The sequence below is a fragment of the Rahnella aquatilis CIP 78.65 = ATCC 33071 genome (assembly GCF_000241955.1).
Classification (GTDB): Bacteria; Pseudomonadota; Gammaproteobacteria; order Enterobacterales; family Enterobacteriaceae; genus Rahnella; species Rahnella aquatilis.
In genome coordinates, this window is the sequence record NC_016818.1 from 3804890 (window position 1) to 3826378 (window position 21489).

At 50.3% G+C, this 21489-nt stretch carries 16 protein-coding genes; 6 read left to right on the forward strand and 10 right to left on the reverse strand.

The genetic code is table 11. The annotated features are described in order from the left end of the window. Nucleotides 1–222 precede the first annotated feature (222 nt). From RAHAQ2_RS17315 to tkt, 10 genes are all read right to left on the reverse strand, one after another. A complete protein-coding gene (locus tag RAHAQ2_RS17315; protein ID WP_015698464.1) occupies nucleotides 223–957 on the reverse strand; it encodes an oxidative stress defense protein in 735 nt (244 codons plus the stop codon). A gap of 103 nt (nucleotides 958–1060) precedes the next feature. Further along, nucleotides 1061–1678, reverse strand: coding sequence for an arginine exporter ArgO (argO, locus tag RAHAQ2_RS17320; protein ID WP_015698465.1), 618 nt, complete (start codon nucleotides 1676–1678; stop codon nucleotides 1061–1063). A gap of 183 nt (nucleotides 1679–1861) precedes the next feature. Further along, nucleotides 1862–2749 (reverse strand): small-conductance mechanosensitive channel MscS, encoded by an 888-nt coding sequence (gene mscS / locus RAHAQ2_RS17325; protein WP_015698466.1) that lies wholly within the window; start codon nucleotides 2747–2749, stop codon nucleotides 1862–1864. 136 nt (nucleotides 2750–2885) lie between these two features. Continuing rightward, on the reverse strand, nucleotides 2886–4154 hold the full coding sequence (locus tag RAHAQ2_RS17330) for an MFS transporter (RefSeq protein WP_015698467.1): 1269 nt from the start codon (nucleotides 4152–4154) through the stop codon (nucleotides 2886–2888). A gap of 60 nt (nucleotides 4155–4214) precedes the next feature. Next, entirely contained in the window at nucleotides 4215–7313 is a 3099-nt protein-coding gene (locus RAHAQ2_RS17335; protein WP_015698468.1) for a beta-galactosidase, read from the reverse strand. Between the two features lie 134 nt (nucleotides 7314–7447). Continuing rightward, on the reverse strand, nucleotides 7448–8530 hold the full coding sequence (locus RAHAQ2_RS17340) for a LacI family DNA-binding transcriptional regulator (protein WP_015698469.1): 1083 nt from the start codon (nucleotides 8528–8530) through the stop codon (nucleotides 7448–7450). Nucleotides 8531–8665: 135 nt separating this feature from the next. Next, nucleotides 8666–9745, reverse strand: a complete 1080-nt coding sequence (gene fbaA / locus RAHAQ2_RS17345) for a class II fructose-bisphosphate aldolase (RefSeq protein WP_013576802.1) — start codon at nucleotides 9743–9745, stop codon at nucleotides 8666–8668. Between the two features lie 126 nt (nucleotides 9746–9871). Further along, entirely contained in the window at nucleotides 9872–11038 is a 1167-nt protein-coding gene (pgk, locus tag RAHAQ2_RS17350) for a phosphoglycerate kinase (RefSeq protein ID WP_015698470.1), read from the reverse strand. 72 nt (nucleotides 11039–11110) lie between these two features. Next, nucleotides 11111–12127 (reverse strand): erythrose-4-phosphate dehydrogenase, encoded by a 1017-nt coding sequence (epd, locus tag RAHAQ2_RS17355; RefSeq protein WP_015698471.1) that lies wholly within the window; start codon nucleotides 12125–12127, stop codon nucleotides 11111–11113. 498 nt (nucleotides 12128–12625) lie between these two features. After that, nucleotides 12626–14620, reverse strand: coding sequence for a transketolase (gene tkt, locus RAHAQ2_RS17360; RefSeq protein WP_015698472.1), 1995 nt, complete (start codon nucleotides 14618–14620; stop codon nucleotides 12626–12628). Between the two features lie 248 nt (nucleotides 14621–14868). Here tkt and loiP point away from each other — a divergent pair, with 248 nt between their 5' ends. From loiP to RAHAQ2_RS17390, 6 genes are all read left to right on the forward strand, one after another. Further along, entirely contained in the window at nucleotides 14869–15621 is a 753-nt protein-coding gene (gene loiP, locus RAHAQ2_RS17365) for a metalloprotease LoiP (protein ID WP_015698473.1), read from the forward strand. Between the two features lie 555 nt (nucleotides 15622–16176). Then, nucleotides 16177–16764, forward strand: a complete 588-nt coding sequence (locus tag RAHAQ2_RS17370; protein ID WP_015698474.1) for a fimbrial protein — start codon at nucleotides 16177–16179, stop codon at nucleotides 16762–16764. An 84-nt stretch (nucleotides 16765–16848) separates the two neighbouring features. Next, nucleotides 16849–17583 carry a fimbrial chaperone gene (locus tag RAHAQ2_RS17375; RefSeq protein WP_015698475.1) on the forward strand — a complete coding sequence of 245 codons (735 nt, stop codon included), beginning with the start codon at nucleotides 16849–16851 and terminating at the stop codon, nucleotides 17581–17583. Between the two features lie 46 nt (nucleotides 17584–17629). Then, the gene (locus RAHAQ2_RS17380) at nucleotides 17630–20251 is read left to right on the forward strand and encodes an outer membrane usher protein (protein WP_037040253.1); all 2622 of its coding nucleotides are present in this window, start codon (nucleotides 17630–17632) and stop codon (nucleotides 20249–20251) included. Nucleotides 20252–20281: 30 nt separating this feature from the next. Continuing rightward, nucleotides 20282–20860, forward strand: coding sequence for a fimbrial protein (locus RAHAQ2_RS17385; RefSeq protein WP_015698477.1), 579 nt, complete (start codon nucleotides 20282–20284; stop codon nucleotides 20858–20860). A gap of 23 nt (nucleotides 20861–20883) precedes the next feature. Next, nucleotides 20884–21465: a fimbrial protein gene (locus RAHAQ2_RS17390; protein ID WP_148267135.1), complete on the forward strand. Its 582-nt coding sequence runs from the start codon at nucleotides 20884–20886 to the stop codon at nucleotides 21463–21465. The last annotated feature ends 24 nt before the right edge of the window (nucleotides 21466–21489 follow it).

The following is a 21489-nucleotide window of genomic DNA, read 5'->3' on the forward strand; positions in this document are numbered from 1 at the left end:
GATCAAAATAATTGAGATTTAACATCATTATTAAATCAACATTATTTTCCCAGCAGAGACCATCTTTCCATACTGAATGTTATTTTCAGATAATTAATATAATAGCAGGAGCTGTTATTTATTTATCCATTTTAAAAACCAATGAATAAAAAAAATAATAACGATAATAACTAATTTAAAATGAAAAAACCCGCCGAAGCGGGTTTTTTCATTTTTACTGCGTTATTGTGCGGGAGCCTGAGGCTGCAATTCGAACACCACATCAACCTGATCGTCGAAGTGAATGCTTTGCTGCTCGTAGGTTTGCGCAACATCGCTCTGCCCTGCGGCTTCAGCGGTTTTATACATACGCGCAACCGGCATCGGCTGGTAGTTAGCCACGTGATAACGAATGCTGTAAACCGGCCCCAGTTTGGTATGGAAACCTTCGGCCAGCGATTTTGCCTGCTGCGTGGCGTTTTCGATAGCTTTCTGACGCGCTTCATCGCGGAATTTATCCGGATTGGCGACACCCAGTTCAACCGCACGCACTTCATTCAGGCCTGATTTCAGTGCGCCATCCAGCAGTTCGTTCAGTTTGTCCAGCTGACGTAATGTTACCTGCACCTGACGCACCGCACGGTAGCCTTTCAGCTGTGACGTGCCGTCTTTCAGATAGTTGTATTCCGGCTGAGTCCGCAGGTTCGCCGCATTGATATCTTTTTTCTCAATGCCGTTTTTCTGCAGGAAAGCAAAGTACTCTGCCACGCGTTCATCAGCCTGCTTCTTGGCGCTGGCTGAGTCGTTCGCTGACACACTGACTTCGATCGCCAGCGTCGCGATATCCGGCGTAGCATCAACGCTTGCGGTACCTGACGTCACGACGTGCGGCCCGGCAGGCAATTCTGCCGCCTGTAACGCCAGCGGTAATGTCCCTAATCCCAACATCGCTGCTACAGCCAATGCTTTCAGTTTCACAGTGCCTCCATTAATCATTAAAGATCTGGCAATAGATAGGTCAAACAATCTGCGAAACCGTAGCATAATCCGTTACAACAGAAACTAAGATTAGTGACAAAACTTAAAATACCCCGGTCTGACGCGCCAGTTGTATTGCAATTCCCCACATGATCACGCCGACGATAACATTAATTACCCGCTGTACTTTGCCGGTATTCAGCCAGGGTGCAAGCATGGCGGCAAGAATGGCCAGCCCGAAGAACCACATCACCGACGCACTGACCGCGCCGAGCGCAAACCACGAACGTTCATCGGGGCTCAGACTGCCGCCCAGACTGCCGAGCACCACGAAAGTATCGAGATAAACGTGCGGATTTAGCCAGGTCACCGCCAGCATGCTGACGACGATTTTCCAGCGGCTTTGCTTCGCCACTTCGGCCTGAGCCAGCTCGGGATTTTTGCTGAATGCCGTACGAAATGCACCCCAGCCATACCACAGTAAAAAAGCTACGCCGCCCCAGCTCACCAGCAACAGCAACGTCGGGGATTTGCTTAGCAACGCGCTGCCGCCAAAGATGCCACCGCAAATCAGCGCGATGTCACTCAGTGCGCACAAGCCAGCAATCATCAGATGATACTGACGGCGGATGCCCTGATTCATGACAAACGCATTTTGCGGACCAATCGGCAAAATCATTGCGGCGCTCATCGCCAGTCCTTGCAGGAAAATAGCCAGCATAGGGAACTCCTTCAGAGAATGAATAACAGTGATTGCGCGCAGTGTAAGGGCTTTGCTGGCATAAGAGGAAATGGATATTTCTAATCGCTCATTAGATGTGCTTATCAGCAACAGCGCGCTATTACAGGCGTGAAAAAGGCGCCCGCAGGCGCCTGAGAAAATCTGAAAACTGGGGGAGATTTATTATTCGAAAGTGCGTCGTTCTTCTTGCTGGCTGCCCGCCGCATTCGCCACCTGATACAGGTGAACATCCATTTGCGGATAAGCAATATTGATATTGTTTTTATCCAGCGCACGTTTGAACGATTCCAGCAGATCCCATTTTACGTTCTGCGCATCACCATTGCTGGTCCAGGCGTACACGATGAAATTCAGTGTCGACGCTGCCATTTCGTTCAGACGAACCACGACGTCTTTATCTTTTAAAACGCGCTGATCGGCAGTGATGATGTCGGTCAGGATTGTTTTCACCAGATCGATGTCAGAGTCATAACCCACGCCAACAGTCAGCTCGATACGGCTGGTTGGTTCGCGTGAATTATTGATGATATTACCGGCGATGATTTTGCCGTTTGGCACCACAATGATTTTGTTGTCCGGCGTCCGAAGGGTGGTGGAGAAAATTTGTACCTGAGTGACAGTACCGGCCACGCCACCGAGATCGACATATTCACCGGCACGGAACGGACGGAAGATCACCAGCAGTACGCCTGCCGCAAAGTTGGACAGTGAACCCTGTAATGCCAGACCGACGGCCAGACCAGCGGCACCGATGACGGCGATCACGGACGTGGTTTGCACGCCAATCCGCCCCAGAACCGCGATCAGGGTGAACGCGATAATCGCGTAACGCACCATGGCAGAAAGGAAGTCGGAAACCGTGATATCAATACCACGAACTTTTAAGACCCGGCTGACGGCACCGGAAACGACGCGGGCAATAATCATACCCACAATCAGAATGAAGATTGCTGCCACAATATTTACAGCGTAATGAAGCAGTAACGCCTGGTTTCTCACCAACCAGTTGCCAGCATTATTGATGCTGCCCACAACGTTCAAATCATCCATTTAAAGTACCCCAAAATTACACCCTCACGGGCTGCAAGAAACCAAAGCTGCCCCGTTTAACGAGGCAGCAAGTGTTCTGTAAGGTTAACTAACAATGGGATGAAGTGCCAATTTCGTAGCAAAGACGTCAGATAAATTAAGAATTTGCGTGGCTGTTTTTTAACGGTTCAGGGGTTTTGAATGCCTGAAGGGGGCCGCGACCGCTCAGCGTAAAGGCAGAAATCACCGTAAAGGTCAGCGCGACTAAGCCGAGGATCAGATAGGTGCCGTGGAAACCGATACGGTCATACATATTGCCCGCGAAGACCGACATAAAGATGATCGCCACCTGTTTGAAGAAGCAGAAAGTCACCAGATAAATCGTCGCCGAGAAACGGACTTCAAACACTGACGTAATGTACTTGAAACAACCGACAATCAGGAACGGCACCTCAAACATGTGCAAGGTTTTCAGCACCACCACTTCCAGCGGCGATGACGCGAAAGACGAGCCGATGATACGTACTGACATGATGGCACCGGCCAGCAGCAACGCATTCTTGCCGCCAATCCGGTTCACAATCAGCGGTGCGAAGAACATGATGCAGGCGTTCAGCAGTTCGCCCATCGTGGTCACATAGCCAAAGACACGTGTCCCTTCCGAAGATGAAGTGAAGAACGAGGTAAAGAAGTTGGCAAACTGCTGGTCAAACACGTCGTATGTACAGGAGACGCCAATCACGTACAGCGCCAGAAACCACAGTTTTTTATCTTTCAGCAGTTCGACGGCCAGTTTGAGATTGAACGGTTTGCTGTTCGCCCCCAGTTCATTGACCACACGTGCGCTGGACGTGACTTCCGGTTTGGCGATCAGCAGCAGGATAGCGAGGATCACCGCACAGCCGGAACCGAGCCAGAATACGAATTCATTGTTAATGGTAAACATGATGCCGACCACCGAAGCACACAGCGCCCAGCCGACACAACCGAACATACGTGCCCGGCCAAATTCAAAGCTGCTGCGACGGCTGACTTTCTCGATATAGGCTTCAATCGCAGGTGCACCGGCGTTGTAAATCAGCCCCAGGTAAATCCCGCCTACTACTGAACCGAGGTAAATATTTATTTTCAGTAACGGGCCAAACACATAGATAAAGAATGGCGCGAACAGGATCAGCATACCGGTGATGATCCACAACAAATGCTTTTTCAGCCCCAGCTTATCGGCCAGTAAACCAAACACCGGCTGGAACAACAGAGAGAACAACGAAATGCTGGCGAAGATGATGCCGGTGTCACTTTTGCTGATCTGATTGATGTCATGCAGCCAGATCGGGAAGAACGGAAAGTAGGCTCCCATAATGAAAAAGTAGAAGAAGAAGAACAGCCCGAACATCCAAAAGTTAGTATTTTTCAGGTAATACATAAGCAGATTCCTTACGTCTGAATACTGCGCTGCGGCGGGTTAACGCCACAGCGCGGGATGTCAGGCACGTTTCCAGGTGAACGAATAACGATACTGACCGGCCGTCAGCAGGAAATCGGGGCTGACGCTCGGACTCCACGAATCATCGCCGCCGACGCCCATATGGAAGCCGTCAATGTTCAGCCAGGTGCCCTCTTCTTCGCGCAATAAGTGGCGATGGCTGGTGTCCATCAGCTGTTGCAGGCTGTAGCGGCTCAGGCCAAAGTGGAAATTGCCACGCAGCGTCCATCCGGCGTAATCCAGCTCACGGGTATCACCGCGCAGGCCGTTTTCGGTCGGGAAAACGTACGGCGTGTACATCTCTGTCAGCGGCAATGTCCAGCGCCCGTGTTGCGCCGCCAGACGGCGGTCCGGATAGTTTTCGTGCGGTCCCAGCCCCAGCCAGCTGACATTTTCTGCGGTGTCTGCCAGCTGACAGGTCAGGCCAATTCGCCCCGGCGACGGCACGTTTGACGCCACGCGAACATCAGCGCTGATATGCAGTTCGCCCTGATTATCGATGCGGAAAATTTTGCGGCTCAGCAGGCGCGTTTCTTCCCCCGCCATGAATGCGTGGGTGGTGGTGATCACCACGCTGTCCTGTAACTGATCGGCAGAGATGTTAACTAAACGCGATTCCAGCTGGTACATACCCGCCGCTTTCCAGCGTTCAACCCACGCATTCGGATCAATACGGGTGACTTCGCTGACGCCGATATCGTTATCCACCGGCGCACGGACAAACTGGTCACGCAATGCAGAAAGCAGACGCGGCTTTTTGCCATCAAACCACTGCTCCAGCAATCCGTTTTGCGGACTGAACTGCCAGCGCTGTGCGCCATGCACCACAGAAATCAGATCATCTTGCTGCGCAAGAACCGGTGCGGCGGCGGAAATTTTCTCCGGCACCGGTAAGGTCAGCGGCTGCGGCAGTTGCCATTGATCCCAGGCACTGCGGTGACCGGCGTCTGACCAGGCCGTCGCCTGCGGCTGATGCACGGCGACGTTCAGCCACAGATCGCCTTCTGCCTGCGGGATATCGCCCAGATTCAGGGTTTGCTTGCCGTTTGGCGCAATATTCAGCGCGGCTTCGCCCTGCGAAATCACCTCGCCGTCACGTTCGATACGCCAGATCAGTTGTTCATTGTCGCTGTGACGGAACAGATATTCACTCTGAACTTCCAGCATCAGCGGTGAGGTGCTGATCAGAGAGAACTGGAAGAATTGCTGGGCGCGTTGCGCCTCAAATAACGACGGATGTGGCGTGCGATCCGCAAATACCAGACCGTTCATGCAGAACTGACGGTCATTCGGCGTATCGCCAAAATCACCGCCGTAGGCCATATAACGATCGCCGTCATCGCCGGTACGCAGCAGGCTCTGATCGACCCAGTCCCAGACAAAACCGCCCTGTAAACGCGGAAACTGACGGAACGCTTTCCAGTATTTATCGAAGCCGCCAAAGCTGTTACCCATCGCATGGGCGTATTCACAGAGGATCAGCGGACGGGTTTCGTCCGGCATGCTGATCCACTTTTTGATTGACCATTTTGGTACGGCCGGGAAGGGCTGATCCTGCTCAACACGGGAATACATCGGGCAGATAATGTCGGTGGCTGCGCTGTTGGCGCCGCCGCCTTCGTACTGCACCGGACGGGTCGGATCGACAGATTTGATCCAGCGGTAAAGTGCATCGTGATTCGCCCCATGGCCGGACTCATTGCCCAGTGACCAGATGATGATGCACGGATGGTTGCGGTCGCGCTGCACCATGCGGGTGACGCGTTCGCTGAAAGCGTTGAACCACACCGGATCGTCAGACAGACGGTTCATCGGCTGCATGCCGTGGGTTTCGATATTCGCTTCATCGACCACGTACAAACCGTATTCGTCGCAAAGCCGGTACCATAGCGGATGGTTGGGATAATGCGAGCAGCGCACGGCGTTGAAGTTGTGTTGCTTCATCAGCACGATGTCCCGGCGCATGGTGGCTTCATCCATCACCTGACCGTTTTCGGGATGATGCTCGTGACGGTTGGTGCCACGGATCAATACCGGCTGGCCGTTCACTTTCAGCAACCCGTTGCTGATTTCCACCTGCCGGAAGCCCACATCGCAGGCTTCGGCTTCAATAAGCTGCCCCTGCGGAGAAATCAGGGAAACGACGGCACGATACAGCGCCGGTTGTTCCGCACTCCACAACGCAGGCTGGCTGACCGGCAAACGCAGCGTGGTGCGGTCATATGCCGACCCGCGCTCATCAATGATTTCGCTGCCGAGCGGTTGCTGATGTTCTGCGACCGGTTTATCGCCCTGCCACAACTGGACGCGTATCTGGTAATCCGCTGCGTTTTCCTGCGGCACGGCGGCGCTGACCTGCACTTCCAGTTCGGCCTGCGTGAAGCCATGAAACAAATGCGTGCGTACCTGTAAGTCGGTAATCTGCTCCGCCGGTTTATGCAGCAACGTGACATCGCGGAAGATCCCGCTCATGCGCCACATATCCTGATCCTCCAGATAGCTGCCGTCGCTCCAGCGCAGCACCATGACCGCCAGACGGTTTTCGCCTGCGTGCAGTACGCCACTGAGATCGAATTCCGCCGGTAAACGGCTGTCCTGTGAATACCCAATCCACTGACCGTTACACCATAAATAGAAAGCAGAGTTGACGCCGTTGAACACAATGCGCGTCTGCCCGCTGCTCAGCCAGTCATTATCCACTGAAACTGTGAGCGAGTAACAACCGGTAGGATTTTCTTGCGGTACAAACGGCGGATTGACGGGGATCGGGTATTGAACGTTGGTGTAAATCGGCGCGTCATAACCCGCCAGTTGCCAGTTTGATGGCACCTGCACAGAGTCGGCACCCGCCAGATCCTGTTGCAGCCATTGTTCCGGCACGGCTTCAGGACGGGTAAAATAGCTGAACGCCCACTGGCCATTCAGGCTGCGGGATTTTTCTGAAGCCTTGTTGCTTCTCGCTTCTTCTGCATCGCGCCAGCTGTTGAACGGCGGGTGCGCGGGTAACCGGTTGCACTGCGTCGAGGCCGGTTTTTCCCAGTCGCGGCGGGCCAGAACAGTGGCCAGTGATGATAATTTATCTTCCGCTGATGACGTCATAATATCTCCCCGTAAATTGTTATGCGCTCACAATCATATAAACATGCGTAACGGGAGAGAGTAAGTAAAGTACCGGGATGCGGGAAAGGGACGCGGATCACAAATTCCGCGTCAGTCTGTTCTGAAAAGGGGAGTTACAGCGCGCTGAGCTGGCGGGCGATGCGGATCAGTTCCTGCGACAAGGCTTCCTGTGACACGTTGTCTTCGCCGGGTCTGGCGGTTGTGTGGCGTTCCACCAGGGACGTGGGCAGTAACAGCGAGGATTGCTGATGATCGCCATGCGTATGCAGATGCTCAACCAGCCGGTTAATGCTCTCGTGCCCGAGCAGGCGGAAATCCTGCTTGATGGTGGTCAGCGGCGGGAAGAAAAAGGCGCTGTCTTCGGTGTCATCATAGCCTATCACCGAGATTTGTTCCGGCACCCGCAGGCCAAACTCATGGACAGCGCGCAGGACACCCAGCGCCATCTGGTCATTGGCCACCAGAATAGCCGTAAGCCGTGCAGGCTGATTGAGCAACAATAATGCCTGCTGATAACCCGACGCCGCACTCCAGTCGCCATGCTGAACCGCACAGGGCGTAATATTATGCATCGCCAGCGTTTTCAGCCAGCCTTCATAGCGCAGACGCGCAGAGATGGATCCCAGCGGGCCGGTCAGTACGGCGATCTGCTGATGTCCGAGCGCCAGCAAATGCTCCACGCCCTGCTCTGCCCCGCAGTGAGGATCGAACAGAATTTTAAACACATCGGCCTGCGGATCAACATCCAGAAACAGCGCCGGTAAATTGCCGCAAAGCTGTGCGATCGCGTCTGCGTCTTCATTCGACAGCGGCACGTTAATCAGCACGCCATCGACACGCTGCGACATCAGTTCATTCACCGCTGTACGACACGCGGCAAGGCTCAGGTTATCAATCATCGAAATCACGACGTTGAAGCCTAACTGGTTCGCACGTGTTTTCATCGCCGAGGCAATTTGTGACGGCGCATGCAGCGCCAGTTCAGTGGTCGCCAGACCCAGCGTGTAACTTTGTTTGCCCGCCAGTTGCTGGGCGACACGGTTCGGGACGTAATTGAGCGCCGCCATCGCCTGTTCAACTTTATTGCGCGTTCTGACCGAGACGTGCGCAGCCTGATTCAGTACACGCGAAACGGTCTGATAAGACACACCGGCGTGGCGAGCAACATCATCGAGGGTGACAGATTTTGGCTTCATAGCTCTCTCTTGGGGATTCTGGCGAAACACGGATAACGGGCTATTGTGGCCGGAAAGCAGGCAATAAAAAAGGGGCCGGAGCCCCTTTGACGATGATCCTCACATTCCGGTGGTCAAGCACCGGAAGGATAAGAATTACAGTACGTCGATCGCGTTCAGTTCTTTGAATGCCAGTTCCAGGCGAGTCACCATGGAAGACTGGGCAGAACGCAGCCATACGCGCGGGTCATAGAATTTCTTGTTAGGTTTGTCCGCGCCTTCCGGGTTACCCAACTGACCTTGCAGGTAAGCTTCGTTTTTCTTGTAGAACTGCAGGATACCGTCCCAGTTAGCCCACTGGGTGTCGGTATCGATGTTCATTTTGATCACACCGTAACCTACAGATTCTTTGATTTCTGCTGCAGTTGAACCGGAACCGCCGTGGAATACGAAGTTCAGGCTGTTGTGTGGCAGGTTGTGTTTCTTGCACACGTATTCCTGAGAATCACGCAGGATCGTTGGAGTCAGTTTAACGTTACCTGGTTTGTAAACACCGTGTACGTTACCGAATGACGCAGCGATAGTGAAACGCGGGCTGATGGCGTTCAGTTTTTCGTAGGCATAATCAACGTCTTGCGGTTGAGTGTACAGTGCAGATGCGTCCATATGGCTGTTGTCTACGCCATCTTCTTCACCGCCGGTGCAACCCAGTTCGATTTCCAGAGTCATGTCGATTTTTGCCATGCGCGCTAAGTACTTGCTGCAAATTTCGATGTTTTCTTCCAGGGATTCTTCAGACAGATCAATCATGTGAGAAGAGAACAGTGGTTTACCGGTTTTCGCGTAGTGCGCTTCACCCGCGTCCAGCAGACCGTCGATCCATGGCAGCAGTTTTTTCGCACAGTGGTCGGTGTGCAGGATAACCGGCACACCGTAATGTTCTGCCATCTGATGCACGTGGTGTGCGCCAGAGATTGCACCCAGGATTGCCGCGCCTTGTGGCACGTCAGTTTTCAGGCCTTTACCTGCGATGAACGCAGCGCCACCGTTAGAGAACTGAACGATAACCGGTGAACGGACTTTCGCAGCCGCTTCGAGAACGGCGTTGATGGAGTCGGTGCCTACGCAGTTAACCGCTGGCAGAGCAAATTTGTTTTCTTTAGCAATAGCGAAAACTTTCTGTACATCATCACCAGTGATAACGCCTGGTTTTACGAAATCAAAAATTTTAGACATAGTTCTTTGTCCTGTATTCGTCGGCCGTAGATGGATTGAATCGGTTTGCTATGTCGCGCGGGCTCCACTGTGCAGCCCCCCGCGCGGCAAAGAAGAACGGACAGCATTATGCTCCCCGTTCAGGGTTCATGACTTCTTAGCACGCTCTTCCAGCATCACAACCGCTGGCAGTGCTTTCCCTTCAACGAATTCCAGGAATGCGCCACCGCCAGTGGAGATATAGGAAATTTTGTCAGCGATACCGAACAGGTCGATAGCTGCCAGTGTGTCGCCGCCGCCTGCGATAGAGAATGCATCGCTGTCAGCAATAGCCTGCGCCACAATTTCGGTCCCTTTACGGAAGTTAGGGAACTCGAACACGCCTACAGGACCATTCCACAGAATGGTTTTAGCGTTTTTAATAATCTCAGCCAGACGGTATGCAGACTCATCGCCCATGTCGAGAATTTGTTCGTCATCTTTGATGTCTTTAACAGACTTCACAGTGGCGGTCGCGGTTTCGGAGAACTCAGTCGCCACGCGAACATCAGTAGGAACAGGAATGTCGCAGGTTTCCAGCAATTTGCTTGCGGTGCCGACCAGGTCTGCTTCGTACAGGGATTTACCGACGTTGTTGCCTTGAGCAGCCACGAAGGTGTTCGCGATACCACCGCCAACGATCAGCTGGTCAGCGATTTTAGACAGGGAATCCAGAACGGTCAGTTTGGTAGAAACTTTAGAACCGCCAACGATAGCCACCATCGGACGTGCCGGGTTACCCAGCGCTTTACCCAGTGCTTCCAGCTCTGCAGACAGCAGCGGACCGGCACAGGCGATCGGCGCAAATTTGCCCACGCCGTGAGTAGAAGCTTGCGCGCGGTGCGCGGTACCAAATGCGTCCATCACATAGATGTCACACAGGGCAGCATATTTTTTGGACAGGGTTTCGTCGTCTTTCTTTTCGCCTTTGTTAAAGCGAACGTTTTCCAGAACAACCAGCTCGCCTTCGGCAACTTCAACACCATCAAGGTAATCTTTCGCCAGACGTACCGGGGATTTCAGATGCTCTTTCAGGTAATTAACAACCGGCAGCAGAGAAAACTCTTCGTTATATTCGCCTTCAGTCGGACGACCCAGATGCGAGGTAACCATCACGCGTGCGCCTTGTTTCAGGGCAATTTCGATGGTTGGTAAAGAAGCGCGGATACGTGCATCTGACGTTACTTTGCCATCTTTAACTGGCACGTTCAGATCGGCACGGATTAGTACGCGTTTACCCGCTAAATCCAGATCGCTCATCTTAATAACAGACATGGTGAATCCTCTCGTTGATTCTCTTTAAAGTTGCTTGAAGGCCATTCAGGTCTGAAGACCGGAACAGCCGTACTAGAAACCGCTAGCGGACATTGCCAATGTTGTATCCAACATTCTGTTGGCAAAACCCCACTCGTTATCGCACCAGACCAGTGTCTTAATCAGGTGCTGTCCACTTACCCGCGTCTGCGTTCCATCTACGATGGCGCTATGGGGATCATGGTTAAAATCTGTCGAGACTAATGGTAGTTCGGTATAGTCAACAATACCACGAAAAGCACCTGTTGCAGCCTTTTGCAGCAGTTGGTTAACCTCGCCTACCGTCACAGAACCCTCGACAAATACGCTCAGATCAATGGCTGTGACATTGATTGTCGGCACACGCACCGAGATCGCTTCAAAGCGATCGCAGAATTTGGGCATGATGCGCGTGATCCCTGCGGCCAGTTTGGTATCGACCGGGATAATGGACTGGCTGGCGGCGCGCGTACGGCGTAAATCTGCATGGTATGCATCAATCACCGGCTGGTCATTCATCGAGGAATGGATGGTCGTTACCGTGCCGGACTCAATGCCAAAGGCATCGTCGAGCAGTTTGATCACAGGGATAATACAGTTGGTGGTACAGGACGCATTGGACACAATGCGGTGCTGACGTTCGAGCAACTCGTGGTTCACACCGTAAACCACCGTGGCGTCAAGATTATGACCGCCCGGATGCGCGAACAGGATTTTTTTGGCACCGGCCGCAAGCTGGGCTTCTCCGTCTTCACGGCTGCCATAAACGCCGGTGCAATCAAGCACGACGTCAATGCTCAGTTCGCCCCATGGCAACTGGCTGGCATCAGACTGATGAAGTAAACGGATGGAGTCATCGCCGACGTAAAGGTTTTCACCTTCCTGGCGGACATCCCAGGCAAACCGCCCGTGGCTGGAGTCGTATTTAAGCAGGTGGGCCATGCCTTCAGGGCTGGCAATTTCATTGATGGCAATGACGGAGATTTCCGCCCGACGCCCGGATTCGTATAACGCGCGCAATACGCTACGGCCAATGCGACCAAAGCCATTAATTGCAATACGTATTGGCATACATCTCCCTGTTACACGGTTGTTACTCAATTTCAGTAACACCTATAGTAATGCAGCGTGCGTTTACGGTGAATCACCATCATCATCTGTCCGCACAATGCGTGCGGCAGAAAAGTTTCAGTTTCAGGCACGATAACAACCTGGTGACGATGTTAAGCTCAAATAGCCTGACTGAAACGGTTCAGCTGAGAATAAACCAAACGATGAATAAAAGGAATAATTCGTAGAACAACCCCGCATTAATCGCGCCGATCGCTGAAAAAAACGCCAGTCAATTCTGTGTATTCACAGTGATTTTACTTTTTCGTCACCTTTTCGACAGTGATTTTTCGCAAAAAATGACCGAATGAAACACTTTCAGAATGCAGGCAGTGTAGCCGAGTCTGCATGAGAACGGTTTGACCTGCGTCATTTCGTACGAAACTGAGAGCCGGCGCATGAAATCGCAGTCGAAAAAAAAGCACCCGAAGGTGCTTTTAGACGTTTCAAAAAGCGGAATTACTTCAGTAACGCCTGTGCCTGAGCAACAACGTTATCAACCGTGAAACCGAACTCTTTAAACAGCAGATCTGCCGGAGCAGATTCGCCGAAGCTGTGCATACCGACGATAGCGCCATTCAGGCCCACGTATTTGAACCAGTAATCAGCAATACCGGCTTCGACGGCAACACGTGCAGAAACCGCTTTCGGCAGGACAGATTCACGGTAAGCCGCGTCCTGTTTGTCGAAGGCATCGGTAGACGGCATAGAAACCACGCGCACTTTGGTGCCCGCAGCCGCCAGTTTGTCTGCCGCTTCTACTGTGATACCGACCTCAGAACCGGTGGCGATCAGGATCACTTCCGGCGTACCGTCGCAATCTTTCAGCACGTAACCACCACGCGCCACGTTGGCCAGTTGTTCAGGCGTACGCGGTTGCTGGGTCAGGTTCTGACGTGAGAAGATCAGGGTAACCGGGCCATCATTACGCTCAATAGCGTATTTCCATGCCACAGCAGATTCAACCTGATCCGCAGGACGCCAGGTGCTCATGTTTGGCGTAACACGCAGGCTGGCGATTTGCTCAACCGGCTGGTGCGTCGGGCCGTCTTCGCCCAGACCGATGGAGTCATGGGTATACACGAACACGTTGCGGATTTTCATCAGTGCTGCCATACGCACCGCGTTACGGGCGTATTCCACGAACATCAGGAAGGTGGCAGAGTACGGCAGGAAACCGCCGTGCAGTGCAATACCATTGGTTATCGCGGTCATACCGAATTCGCGCACACCGTAATGGATGTAGTTACCCGCCTGATCGTCGCCGATAGACTTAGAACCAGACCACATGGTCAGGTTGCTTGGTGCGAGGTCAGCAGAGCCGCCGAGGAATTCCGGCAACACTTTACCGAACGCTTCCAGCGCATTCTGAGACGCTTTACGGCTGGCGATGTTTGCAGGGTTTGCCTGCAGCTGTTCGATGAATTTCTGTGCTTCGGTTTCCCAGTTTGCTGGCAGCTCGCCGTTCACACGACGTTTGAACTCTTTTGCCAGTTCAGGATACGCTTTCGCGTAGGCATCAAACTTATCGTTCCATGCCGCTTCTTTCGCTTTACCGGCTTCTTTCGCATCCCACTGTGCATAAATATCTTGCGGGATTTCAAACGCAGCGTATTTCCAGCCCAGCGCTTCGCGGGTCGCGGCCACTTCGGCTGCTCCCAGTGCAGCACCGTGTACATCGTGAGTACCGGCTTTGTTCGGCGAACCGAAACCGATGACGGTTTTGCACATCAGCAGGGAAGGTTTGTCGGTAACTTTGTGCGCTTCTTCGATAGCCGCTTTGATAGAGTCAGGATTATGACCATCAACGTGACGCACAACGTGCCAGCCGTACGCTTCGAAACGTGCCGCAGTGTCATCGGTGAACCAGCCTTCTACGTGGCCGTCGATGGAGATACCGTTGTCATCATAAAAGGCGGTCAGTTTGCCGAGTTTCATGGTACCGGCCAGAGAGCACACTTCGTGAGAAATGCCTTCCATCATGCAGCCGTCGCCCAGGAACGCATAGGTCTGGTGATCGACAATGTCATGACCTGGTTTGTTGAACTGTGCAGCCAGCGTACGTTCTGCGATAGCAAAACCGACAGCGTTCGCGATGCCCTGACCCAGCGGACCGGTGGTGGTTTCAACGCCAGGCGTATAGCCGTATTCCGGGTGGCCCGGGGTTTTAGAGTGCAACTGACGGAAGTTAGCCAGTTCGCTCATCGGCAGGTCATAGCCGGTGAGGTGCAGCAGGCTGTAAATCAGCATAGAACCATGACCATTGGACAGCACGAAGCGGTCACGGTCAGCCCAGTGCGGGTTTGTCGGGTTGTGATTCAGGTAATCGCGCCACAGCACTTCGGCAATGTCTGCCATGCCCATAGGGGCACCAGGGTGGCCGGAATTCGCTTTCTGCACGGCATCCATACTAAGTGCGCGAATAGCGTTCGCAAGCTCTTTACGAGAGGACATGTTCTACTCCAGGTCGGATTAAAAAAGCAGTCAAGAAAGTCATTTTCTCAGACTCGGCATTAAAACGGCAATCTCTAATCACTCTCGTGATTAAGTTCACAAAATCCGCTTTTAAATCAGTGCATTTTTTCGGACTTACACTATAGATCGTGCACTGCGAAAAACCTACCTTAACGCTATCCTTACAACCAGAGCCTTTTTCAGGCTACATTTTCTGTTTTGTTAACTTTTTCTGGGAACACAAATTGATGAAATTTCACCCTCTTCTGTTAAGCCTTTTTACGGCGTCCCTGGTCAGCGGTTGTGCGACTGTCAATACCGATACCTTAATGCAGTCCGGCGCGCAGGCTTATCAGGCGTATACCCTGAGCGATGCCGACGTCAAAACGCTGAGCGTGCAGTCCTGTGAAGAAATGGATAAAAAGGCGCAGATAGCACCTGACAGCAGCGAATATGCGCAACGCCTGAAAAAAATCTCGGCGGCGCTGGGCGATAATATCAACGGCACACCGGCCAACTATAAGGTTTACCTGACCAAAGACGTCAATGCCTGGGCGATGGCGAACGGCTGTATCCGCGTTTACAGCGGCCTGATGGATATGATGAACGACAATGAAGTCGAAGGCGTTCTCGGCCATGAAATGGGCCACGTCGCACTCGGTCACACCCGCAAAGCCATGCAGGTCGCCTACAGCGCTACGGCGGCACGTTCAGCGATTTCTTCCCTTGGCGGCGTCAGTGCCACATTGTCACAATCACAACTGGCCGATCTGGGTGAGAAATATGTCAACGCACAGTTCTCGCAGAAACAGGAATCTGAAGCGGACGATTACTCTTTCGATTTGCTGAAAAAACGCGGTATTGATCCTACAGGTCTGGCAACCAGTTTCGAGAAGCTGGCAAAACTGGATAAGGGAAGCAGCATCGGCTGGTTTGATGATCACCCGTCATCAGAAGCCCGCGCGAAACACATTCGCGAACGCATTGCTGCCGGGAAATAATCTATTAAAAAAGCAAATAAGAATAAAGGCTATCACCTCTGACAGTCAGGCACCTGTGGGTGCCTTGATTTTTGTTTCCTCTTTTACCTCTTCTGCTTCTCTTCGTTAGCCCGACATCAGCAGTCTGTACGTTATTCATACAAAAAAGTCAGATAATTATGTGAATTATCACTCATAGCACAATTTGATTATCACCTGCAGAGAGTATAAGAATTATTACATCACATAGATGAATGTATATTTTTCATCATTTTCACGATTCGATTAAAAACTCTGTTCCTGAAGATTTTTTAATTTGATAGTCAATAGCGTTCTGAGAAACAAAATTCAATACTTAAAAACTTAATTATAAAAGACAGTTAACTAATTACAAATTGAAAAAGGAATCACTTTATTACATTTGTATTACCGTAAGGCGAACTTGATATCAATAAAAACGATAATTATAATTCACACTCAGTAACTTTCTGAAAAAACTTATTCAAGTCACTAATACAAGCCACTAATAGTTTTATTTTAATGTTGTCATTACTTTTATAATGAAAAGGAAGATTCATGAAAAAGAGTACTATTTTTTTCCCTTTGTCGGCATTCTGTCTGGTATTCTCAGGCTTATCTGCACAAGCAGCAGACGTAGGCTTAATTACCTTTGATGGCGCTGTATCAGATACCACTTGCGAAATCACCACCAATAACGGTGTTGCTGCCAATAATGTGACGATTTCGTTGCCGGTTGTGACCAAAGCAGCGGTTGATGCCACGACTCTGGCTGCGGGCGGCGTGGGCGCGAAAGAGTTCGAGTTAATGCTCAATGACTGTGCAGCATCGGTCACAAAAGCCACTATTAGCTTCTCTTCACAGCAATTTGCTGAATTGTCCAACGGTACGCTGAAACCAGACTCTACGGTTTCTGGCAGCGCGCAAAACGTCAGTATTGCGCTGTATAACAACACTACGACGGATGTCAGCCAGGTATTGATCGGTGATCCGACCGATGTGCCACAAAGCGTGACGCTGGTCGACGGTCGCGGTATTTTCGCCTACAAAACAGCGTATGTTCCGAGTGCTGACTGGACAGAAACCAATTCTGTTCAGTCGGGTAAAGTGAATACTAACGTCACCTTCACCATGGCTTACGAATAATTATTATCGCTATTTAGCGAGTGATTAAGCGTGCCGCTGACAGAGCGGTGGCACGCTTTTATTATAAAATTTACAGAGGGAATTATGAATTTTATATCGGCTAAAAAAGTTATTATATACAGTCTGGCAATGTTGGGTTTTATTGCTTCTGATGTCAGTGCGGATGTTGTCATCTCCGGCACCCGGGTTATTTATCCAGCTCAGGCGAAAGAGGTCACGGTAAAACTGGATAATCGTGGCGAGAAAGCTTTGCTGGTGCAAGCCTGGATGGACGACGGCCGTGAAGATATTAATCCGCAGGAGATGAAAATTCCTTTTCTGGTTACGCCTCCTATTTCCCGAATGAATGCCAAACAGGGACAGACAGTAAAAATTGCCAGCCTTGATGCAGACTTACCTAAAGATAAAGAAAGTGTCTTTTGGTTTAACGTTCTGGAAATCCCCCCTAAAGCGAAAAATACTTCCGATGAGAATTTGCTGCAACTGGCTTTCCGTACCCGTATAAAACTGTTTTATCGCCCCGAGGGGCTTAAAGGTTCTTCTTCTGAAGCGGCCACCGCGCTGACATGGAAAATTATCAAAAAAGATAAACAGGTGTTTGCAGAAGTCAAAAATGCCTCACCTTATTTTGTCACGGTGAATGAAGCAACGTTGAATGCAAATAACAGTCAGTACGCTATTGAGAAAAATATGATCTCCCCAGCGTCCATAAAACTGATGAAAGTTGAAGGGCTGAGCAATCCCGTCAGCGCCGGGAAAATAACCTACTCCGCTATCAGTGATTACGGCGGAAATATCACTCACGCGTTTAGCCTTTAACAAAGGCTCTGTCATTGTCAATTTTTCAAAAAAAGCCAGTAATATTATGAAATTTAAAAAAATAATAAGTGGACTATTACTGCTTCCATTGACTCAGGGCATTGCCACTTTCTGGTCGCCAGTCAGTATAGCGGAAACTGCCATATCAAATGATACTGATGAAGATGAAACTGTAGAGTTTGACAGCCAGTTTCTCTACAGCACGACAGACAGCGACAAAATCGACACCCGGCGTTTCAGTAAGGGAAATCCCATTATTCCGGGTGTTTACAGCGTGGGAATTTTTGTCAATGGCACGTTGAAACTCAACACTCAGGTCACCTTTATTGATAACGGCAGTGCGACGGCAACCCCCTGTCTGACACAAAAATTAATCGATCAGTTGGATATTATTACCGAAGATACCCGTGCTTCCGATATCAATGCGGCAGACACCGGGACGGGCGAGGCTTCTTGCTTTGACCTCAGTAAAAATTTGGATGGCGCACGGGTCCGGTTTAATACCGCCGAACAACGGCTGGACATTACCGTTCCACAAATTTATCTCGCCAGACATCCTGCCGGCTATGTGAATCCGACTCTCTGGGAAGAAGGCATCACAGCGTTCATGCTGTCTTATGATTTGAATGCCTACCGTTCAACCGCTGACGGAGAATCCCGTGACACTGCCTACGCCGGGTTAAATTATGGTGCAAACTTCGCTGGCTGGCGTTTTCGTGCCCGTGGCTCAACAAACTGGGATCAGGACAACGGGCTGTCCTATTCAAGTCAGGATGCTTATGTCCAGCACGATATCACGGGCTTAAAGGCCCAATTCGTTTTAGGGGACACTTACACGCAGGGTGATACTTTTGACTCCATCAGTCTGCGTGGGCTCAGGATATTCAGCGATCCCCGTATGCAAGCCAGCTCAGCCAACAGCTATGCGCCAGTGATCCGCGGCACGGCAAACAGTAACGCGAAAGTCACTGTCCGTCAGAGCGGCACTGTGATTTATGAAACCACGGTACCACCGGGGCCGTTTGCACTTGATGACGTTAACCCGACCGGTTATGGCAACAGTCTGGACGTAACCGTAGAAGAGTCTGATGGTAGCAAGCGCACCTTTTCCCTGCCCTATTCTTCAGTCACGCAGATGTTGCGCCCAGGCAGTGCCCGCTGGGATGTCGGCGTCGGAAAACTCAATGACGGTTCATTGAGTAATTCTCCCGACGTGGCGGTTCTGACGGGATATTACGGCATCAATAACACTTTTACGGGTTATGCTGGTGTGGAAGCGATGTCATCAGATTACCTGTCCGTTTTAACCGGGATAGCCATGACGACTCCGGCTGGGGCATTTGCTTTTGACATCACCCATTCCCGTGCAGATATCGATGATACACAATCGCTGGAAGGTCAGAGTTATCGGATTTCATACAATAAACTGTTAACCGAGACCAATACGTCGCTGAATGTGGCTGCTTACCGGTTTTCAACGCAGGACTATCTGAGCCTCCACGATGCAGCCTCGCTACAGGATGAACTCAATAATGATCCGATAAATAAAGAAGAGACTTTCAAAAATTACGACAGAATGAAAAACCAGATACAGGTTAATATTAATCAGCCCCTGGAATATGCTGAAAAAGATTACGGTTCACTCTATATGACCGGCAGTTGGGAAACTTACTGGAATCAAAGTAAAAAAACGTCCCAGTTCTCGCTCGGATATAACAATAACTATCGTTGGGCAAATTACAGTATTTCGTTACAGCGGGAATATAACGAAAATGGCGAACAGGATGACAGGCTTTATGTCAACCTGAGCATTCCTTTAGAAAATCTGTTCGGTCAGGGTAAACGTCCGGCGGGATTTACCAACGTGAACGCCGGTTTAAGCTCTGACTTTAAAGGCTCGTCGCAGTTAGACATGAGCGCCGGGGGGTACACCGAGGATAACCGTTATAACTACAGCGTTAACACGTCTTCTTCGCTGTCTGATTCACAGAACTTAAATCAGATTGGTGGCTACGGAAGTTATAACAGCCCTTACGGTCCGGTCAGCCTTTCCGCTTCCGTCACTGATGACGGAGGCAGACAAGCATCCTTCGGCACCAGCGGTGGTATGGTTATTCATTCTCAAGATATCACCTTTGCTCCCGGAAATATTAATGACACCGATACGCTGGCGTTGGTCAAAGCTAAAGGAGCGAAAGGCGCCAAAATGAGTATGGGCGAAGGAGAGATAAACAGTAACGGATATGCGATTACCCCCTATCTTTCACCTTATCAGGAAAATATCGTTGGCCTTGACATCAGCACTCTGGAAACGGACGTTAATATCATCAATACCAGTACCACAACCTACCCTCGCAGTGGTGCTGTGGTTTTGGTTAATTTTGAAACCGATGAGGGACGCTCGGTTATTCTGGAGTTAGAGCGTTCTGATAATGGTTTCATTCCTTTAGGAGCTGATGTTTTTAATAGCAAAGATATTTTGGTCGGCACGATAGGACAAGGCGGACGTGCTTTTGCACGTGGCATTGATGATAAAGGGGTGTTGAAGGTGGTGTGGGGAAATCAGTCTGACCAATCTTGTCTGGTTGATTATTCCATTCCAGAAAATCCTGACAAGATAAATATGACGATTATGCTAAAAAACGTCTCTTGTAAAATGAAACACTAACTTTTAGTTTAATAATAAAGTGGAGATGATATGATAAAGGAATATAAAAACATACTGGCATTATGCTCAGCTTTGCTTGTTAACTTTAACAGCACATGTGTTTTTGCACAGAACGTCGATGTCACTTTTAGCGCCAATATTATTGAAACCACCTGCGAAATGAAACTAGAAGGGGGGACTGGCAATGGTATTAATAATACCATCCCTATTGGTTCGGGTGGAAAAGTCAGTCTGGATAAAATAATACAAAATGATCCGGCGGCAACAATGACATTCAAAATTAAAATCGTAGAATGCCCGGCAGGGGTAACATCAATCAAGACTACTATCAGAGGCACTCCGTCCGCTTATAAGGATACAGCCATTATCAGTGATCTTTCAGGCGAAGGCGCATCATCCTTTTTGGGGGTCACGATCGCCAGAACGTCAGCTTCAAATCAGCCTTTTGTCATCAACTCTACAGCAGATAATCAAAGGTTAAACTGGAGCAGCGCAGAGATCAATGCAAAAGAAGTTTCGTTGATTTCACGTTTGATAGAAACACAATCAGGTAAGGGCACAACGGGAAATTTTAGCGCGGTTGCCACTTTTAATTTCGAATATGAATAATATAGAAAATTCAGATATAAAACATGGAGGATAATAACGTGAAAAAAATAAAATTTTTCCTGTTCCCTGCGACTTTAATAACGGTTTTTTCAGCACATTCACTTGAACTTACACCGACTGAAAATTTGTCAGCTACCTTCACCTCAACCATTGAAGCAGGTACTTGTACCGCCATCATTCAGAATGATGCCGGCGCGGCCACATCTCAAATTAATTTCGGTGATGTGTATAAATCTGAGCTCGCACAAAAAAGTAAAGTTCAAGCTTTTAAACTTGTTTTTAGCAGTTGCTCTGGCGTTAAATCAGCGGATATAACGGTTAGACCTACTGCAGGCGGATGTTCAGGCCCCAGTTCAAATGGCGACTCTTTTGCTAATAACGGCGGTACAGCGACAGCCACCGCTGTCGAATTATGGCGAGGTGCCACAGATTCAGGTAGTCAGTTAAGTTGCTTCGACAGGACAACGTCGCAAAACATCGCGCTCAGTTCTGGCGGCACCATGGCGATGAATGCCAGAATGGTTATCGCTAAAGACAGAATGATCACTGATGTCTTAGCTGGAAGTTTTACTGCACCTATTACATTTGTTATTACCTATCAATAATCGGTTTATACACGGTCAACGGGT

What these genes read in the sequence shown, in the direction of transcription:
- argO (WP_015698465.1), bottom strand. Translation starts at nt 1,678, where the DNA reads ATGCTGGCTATTTTCCTGCAAGGACTGGCGATGAGCGCCGCAATGATT.
- mscS (WP_015698466.1), bottom strand. Translation starts at nt 2,749, where the DNA reads ATGGATGATTTGAACGTTGTGGGCAGCATCAATAATGCTGGCAACTGG.
- RAHAQ2_RS17330 (WP_015698467.1), bottom strand. Translation starts at nt 4,154, where the DNA reads ATGTATTACCTGAAAAATACTAACTTTTGGATGTTCGGGCTGTTCTTC.
- RAHAQ2_RS17335 (WP_015698468.1), bottom strand. Translation starts at nt 7,313, where the DNA reads ATGACGTCATCAGCGGAAGATAAATTATCATCACTGGCCACTGTTCTG.
- RAHAQ2_RS17340 (WP_015698469.1), bottom strand. Translation starts at nt 8,530, where the DNA reads ATGAAGCCAAAATCTGTCACCCTCGATGATGTTGCTCGCCACGCCGGT.
- fbaA (WP_013576802.1), bottom strand. Translation starts at nt 9,745, where the DNA reads ATGTCTAAAATTTTTGATTTCGTAAAACCAGGCGTTATCACTGGTGAT.
- pgk (WP_015698470.1), bottom strand. Translation starts at nt 11,038, where the DNA reads ATGTCTGTTATTAAGATGAGCGATCTGGATTTAGCGGGTAAACGCGTA.
- epd (WP_015698471.1), bottom strand. Translation starts at nt 12,127, where the DNA reads ATGCCAATACGTATTGCAATTAATGGCTTTGGTCGCATTGGCCGTAGC.
- tkt (WP_015698472.1), bottom strand. Translation starts at nt 14,620, where the DNA reads ATGTCCTCTCGTAAAGAGCTTGCGAACGCTATTCGCGCACTTAGTATG.
- loiP (WP_015698473.1), top strand. Translation starts at nt 14,869, where the DNA reads ATGAAATTTCACCCTCTTCTGTTAAGCCTTTTTACGGCGTCCCTGGTC.
- RAHAQ2_RS17370 (WP_015698474.1), top strand. Translation starts at nt 16,177, where the DNA reads ATGAAAAAGAGTACTATTTTTTTCCCTTTGTCGGCATTCTGTCTGGTA.
- RAHAQ2_RS17375 (WP_015698475.1), top strand. Translation starts at nt 16,849, where the DNA reads ATGAATTTTATATCGGCTAAAAAAGTTATTATATACAGTCTGGCAATG.
- RAHAQ2_RS17380 (WP_037040253.1), top strand. Translation starts at nt 17,630, where the DNA reads ATGAAATTTAAAAAAATAATAAGTGGACTATTACTGCTTCCATTGACT.
- RAHAQ2_RS17385 (WP_015698477.1), top strand. Translation starts at nt 20,282, where the DNA reads ATGATAAAGGAATATAAAAACATACTGGCATTATGCTCAGCTTTGCTT.
- RAHAQ2_RS17390 (WP_148267135.1), top strand. Translation starts at nt 20,884, where the DNA reads ATGGAGGATAATAACGTGAAAAAAATAAAATTTTTCCTGTTCCCTGCG.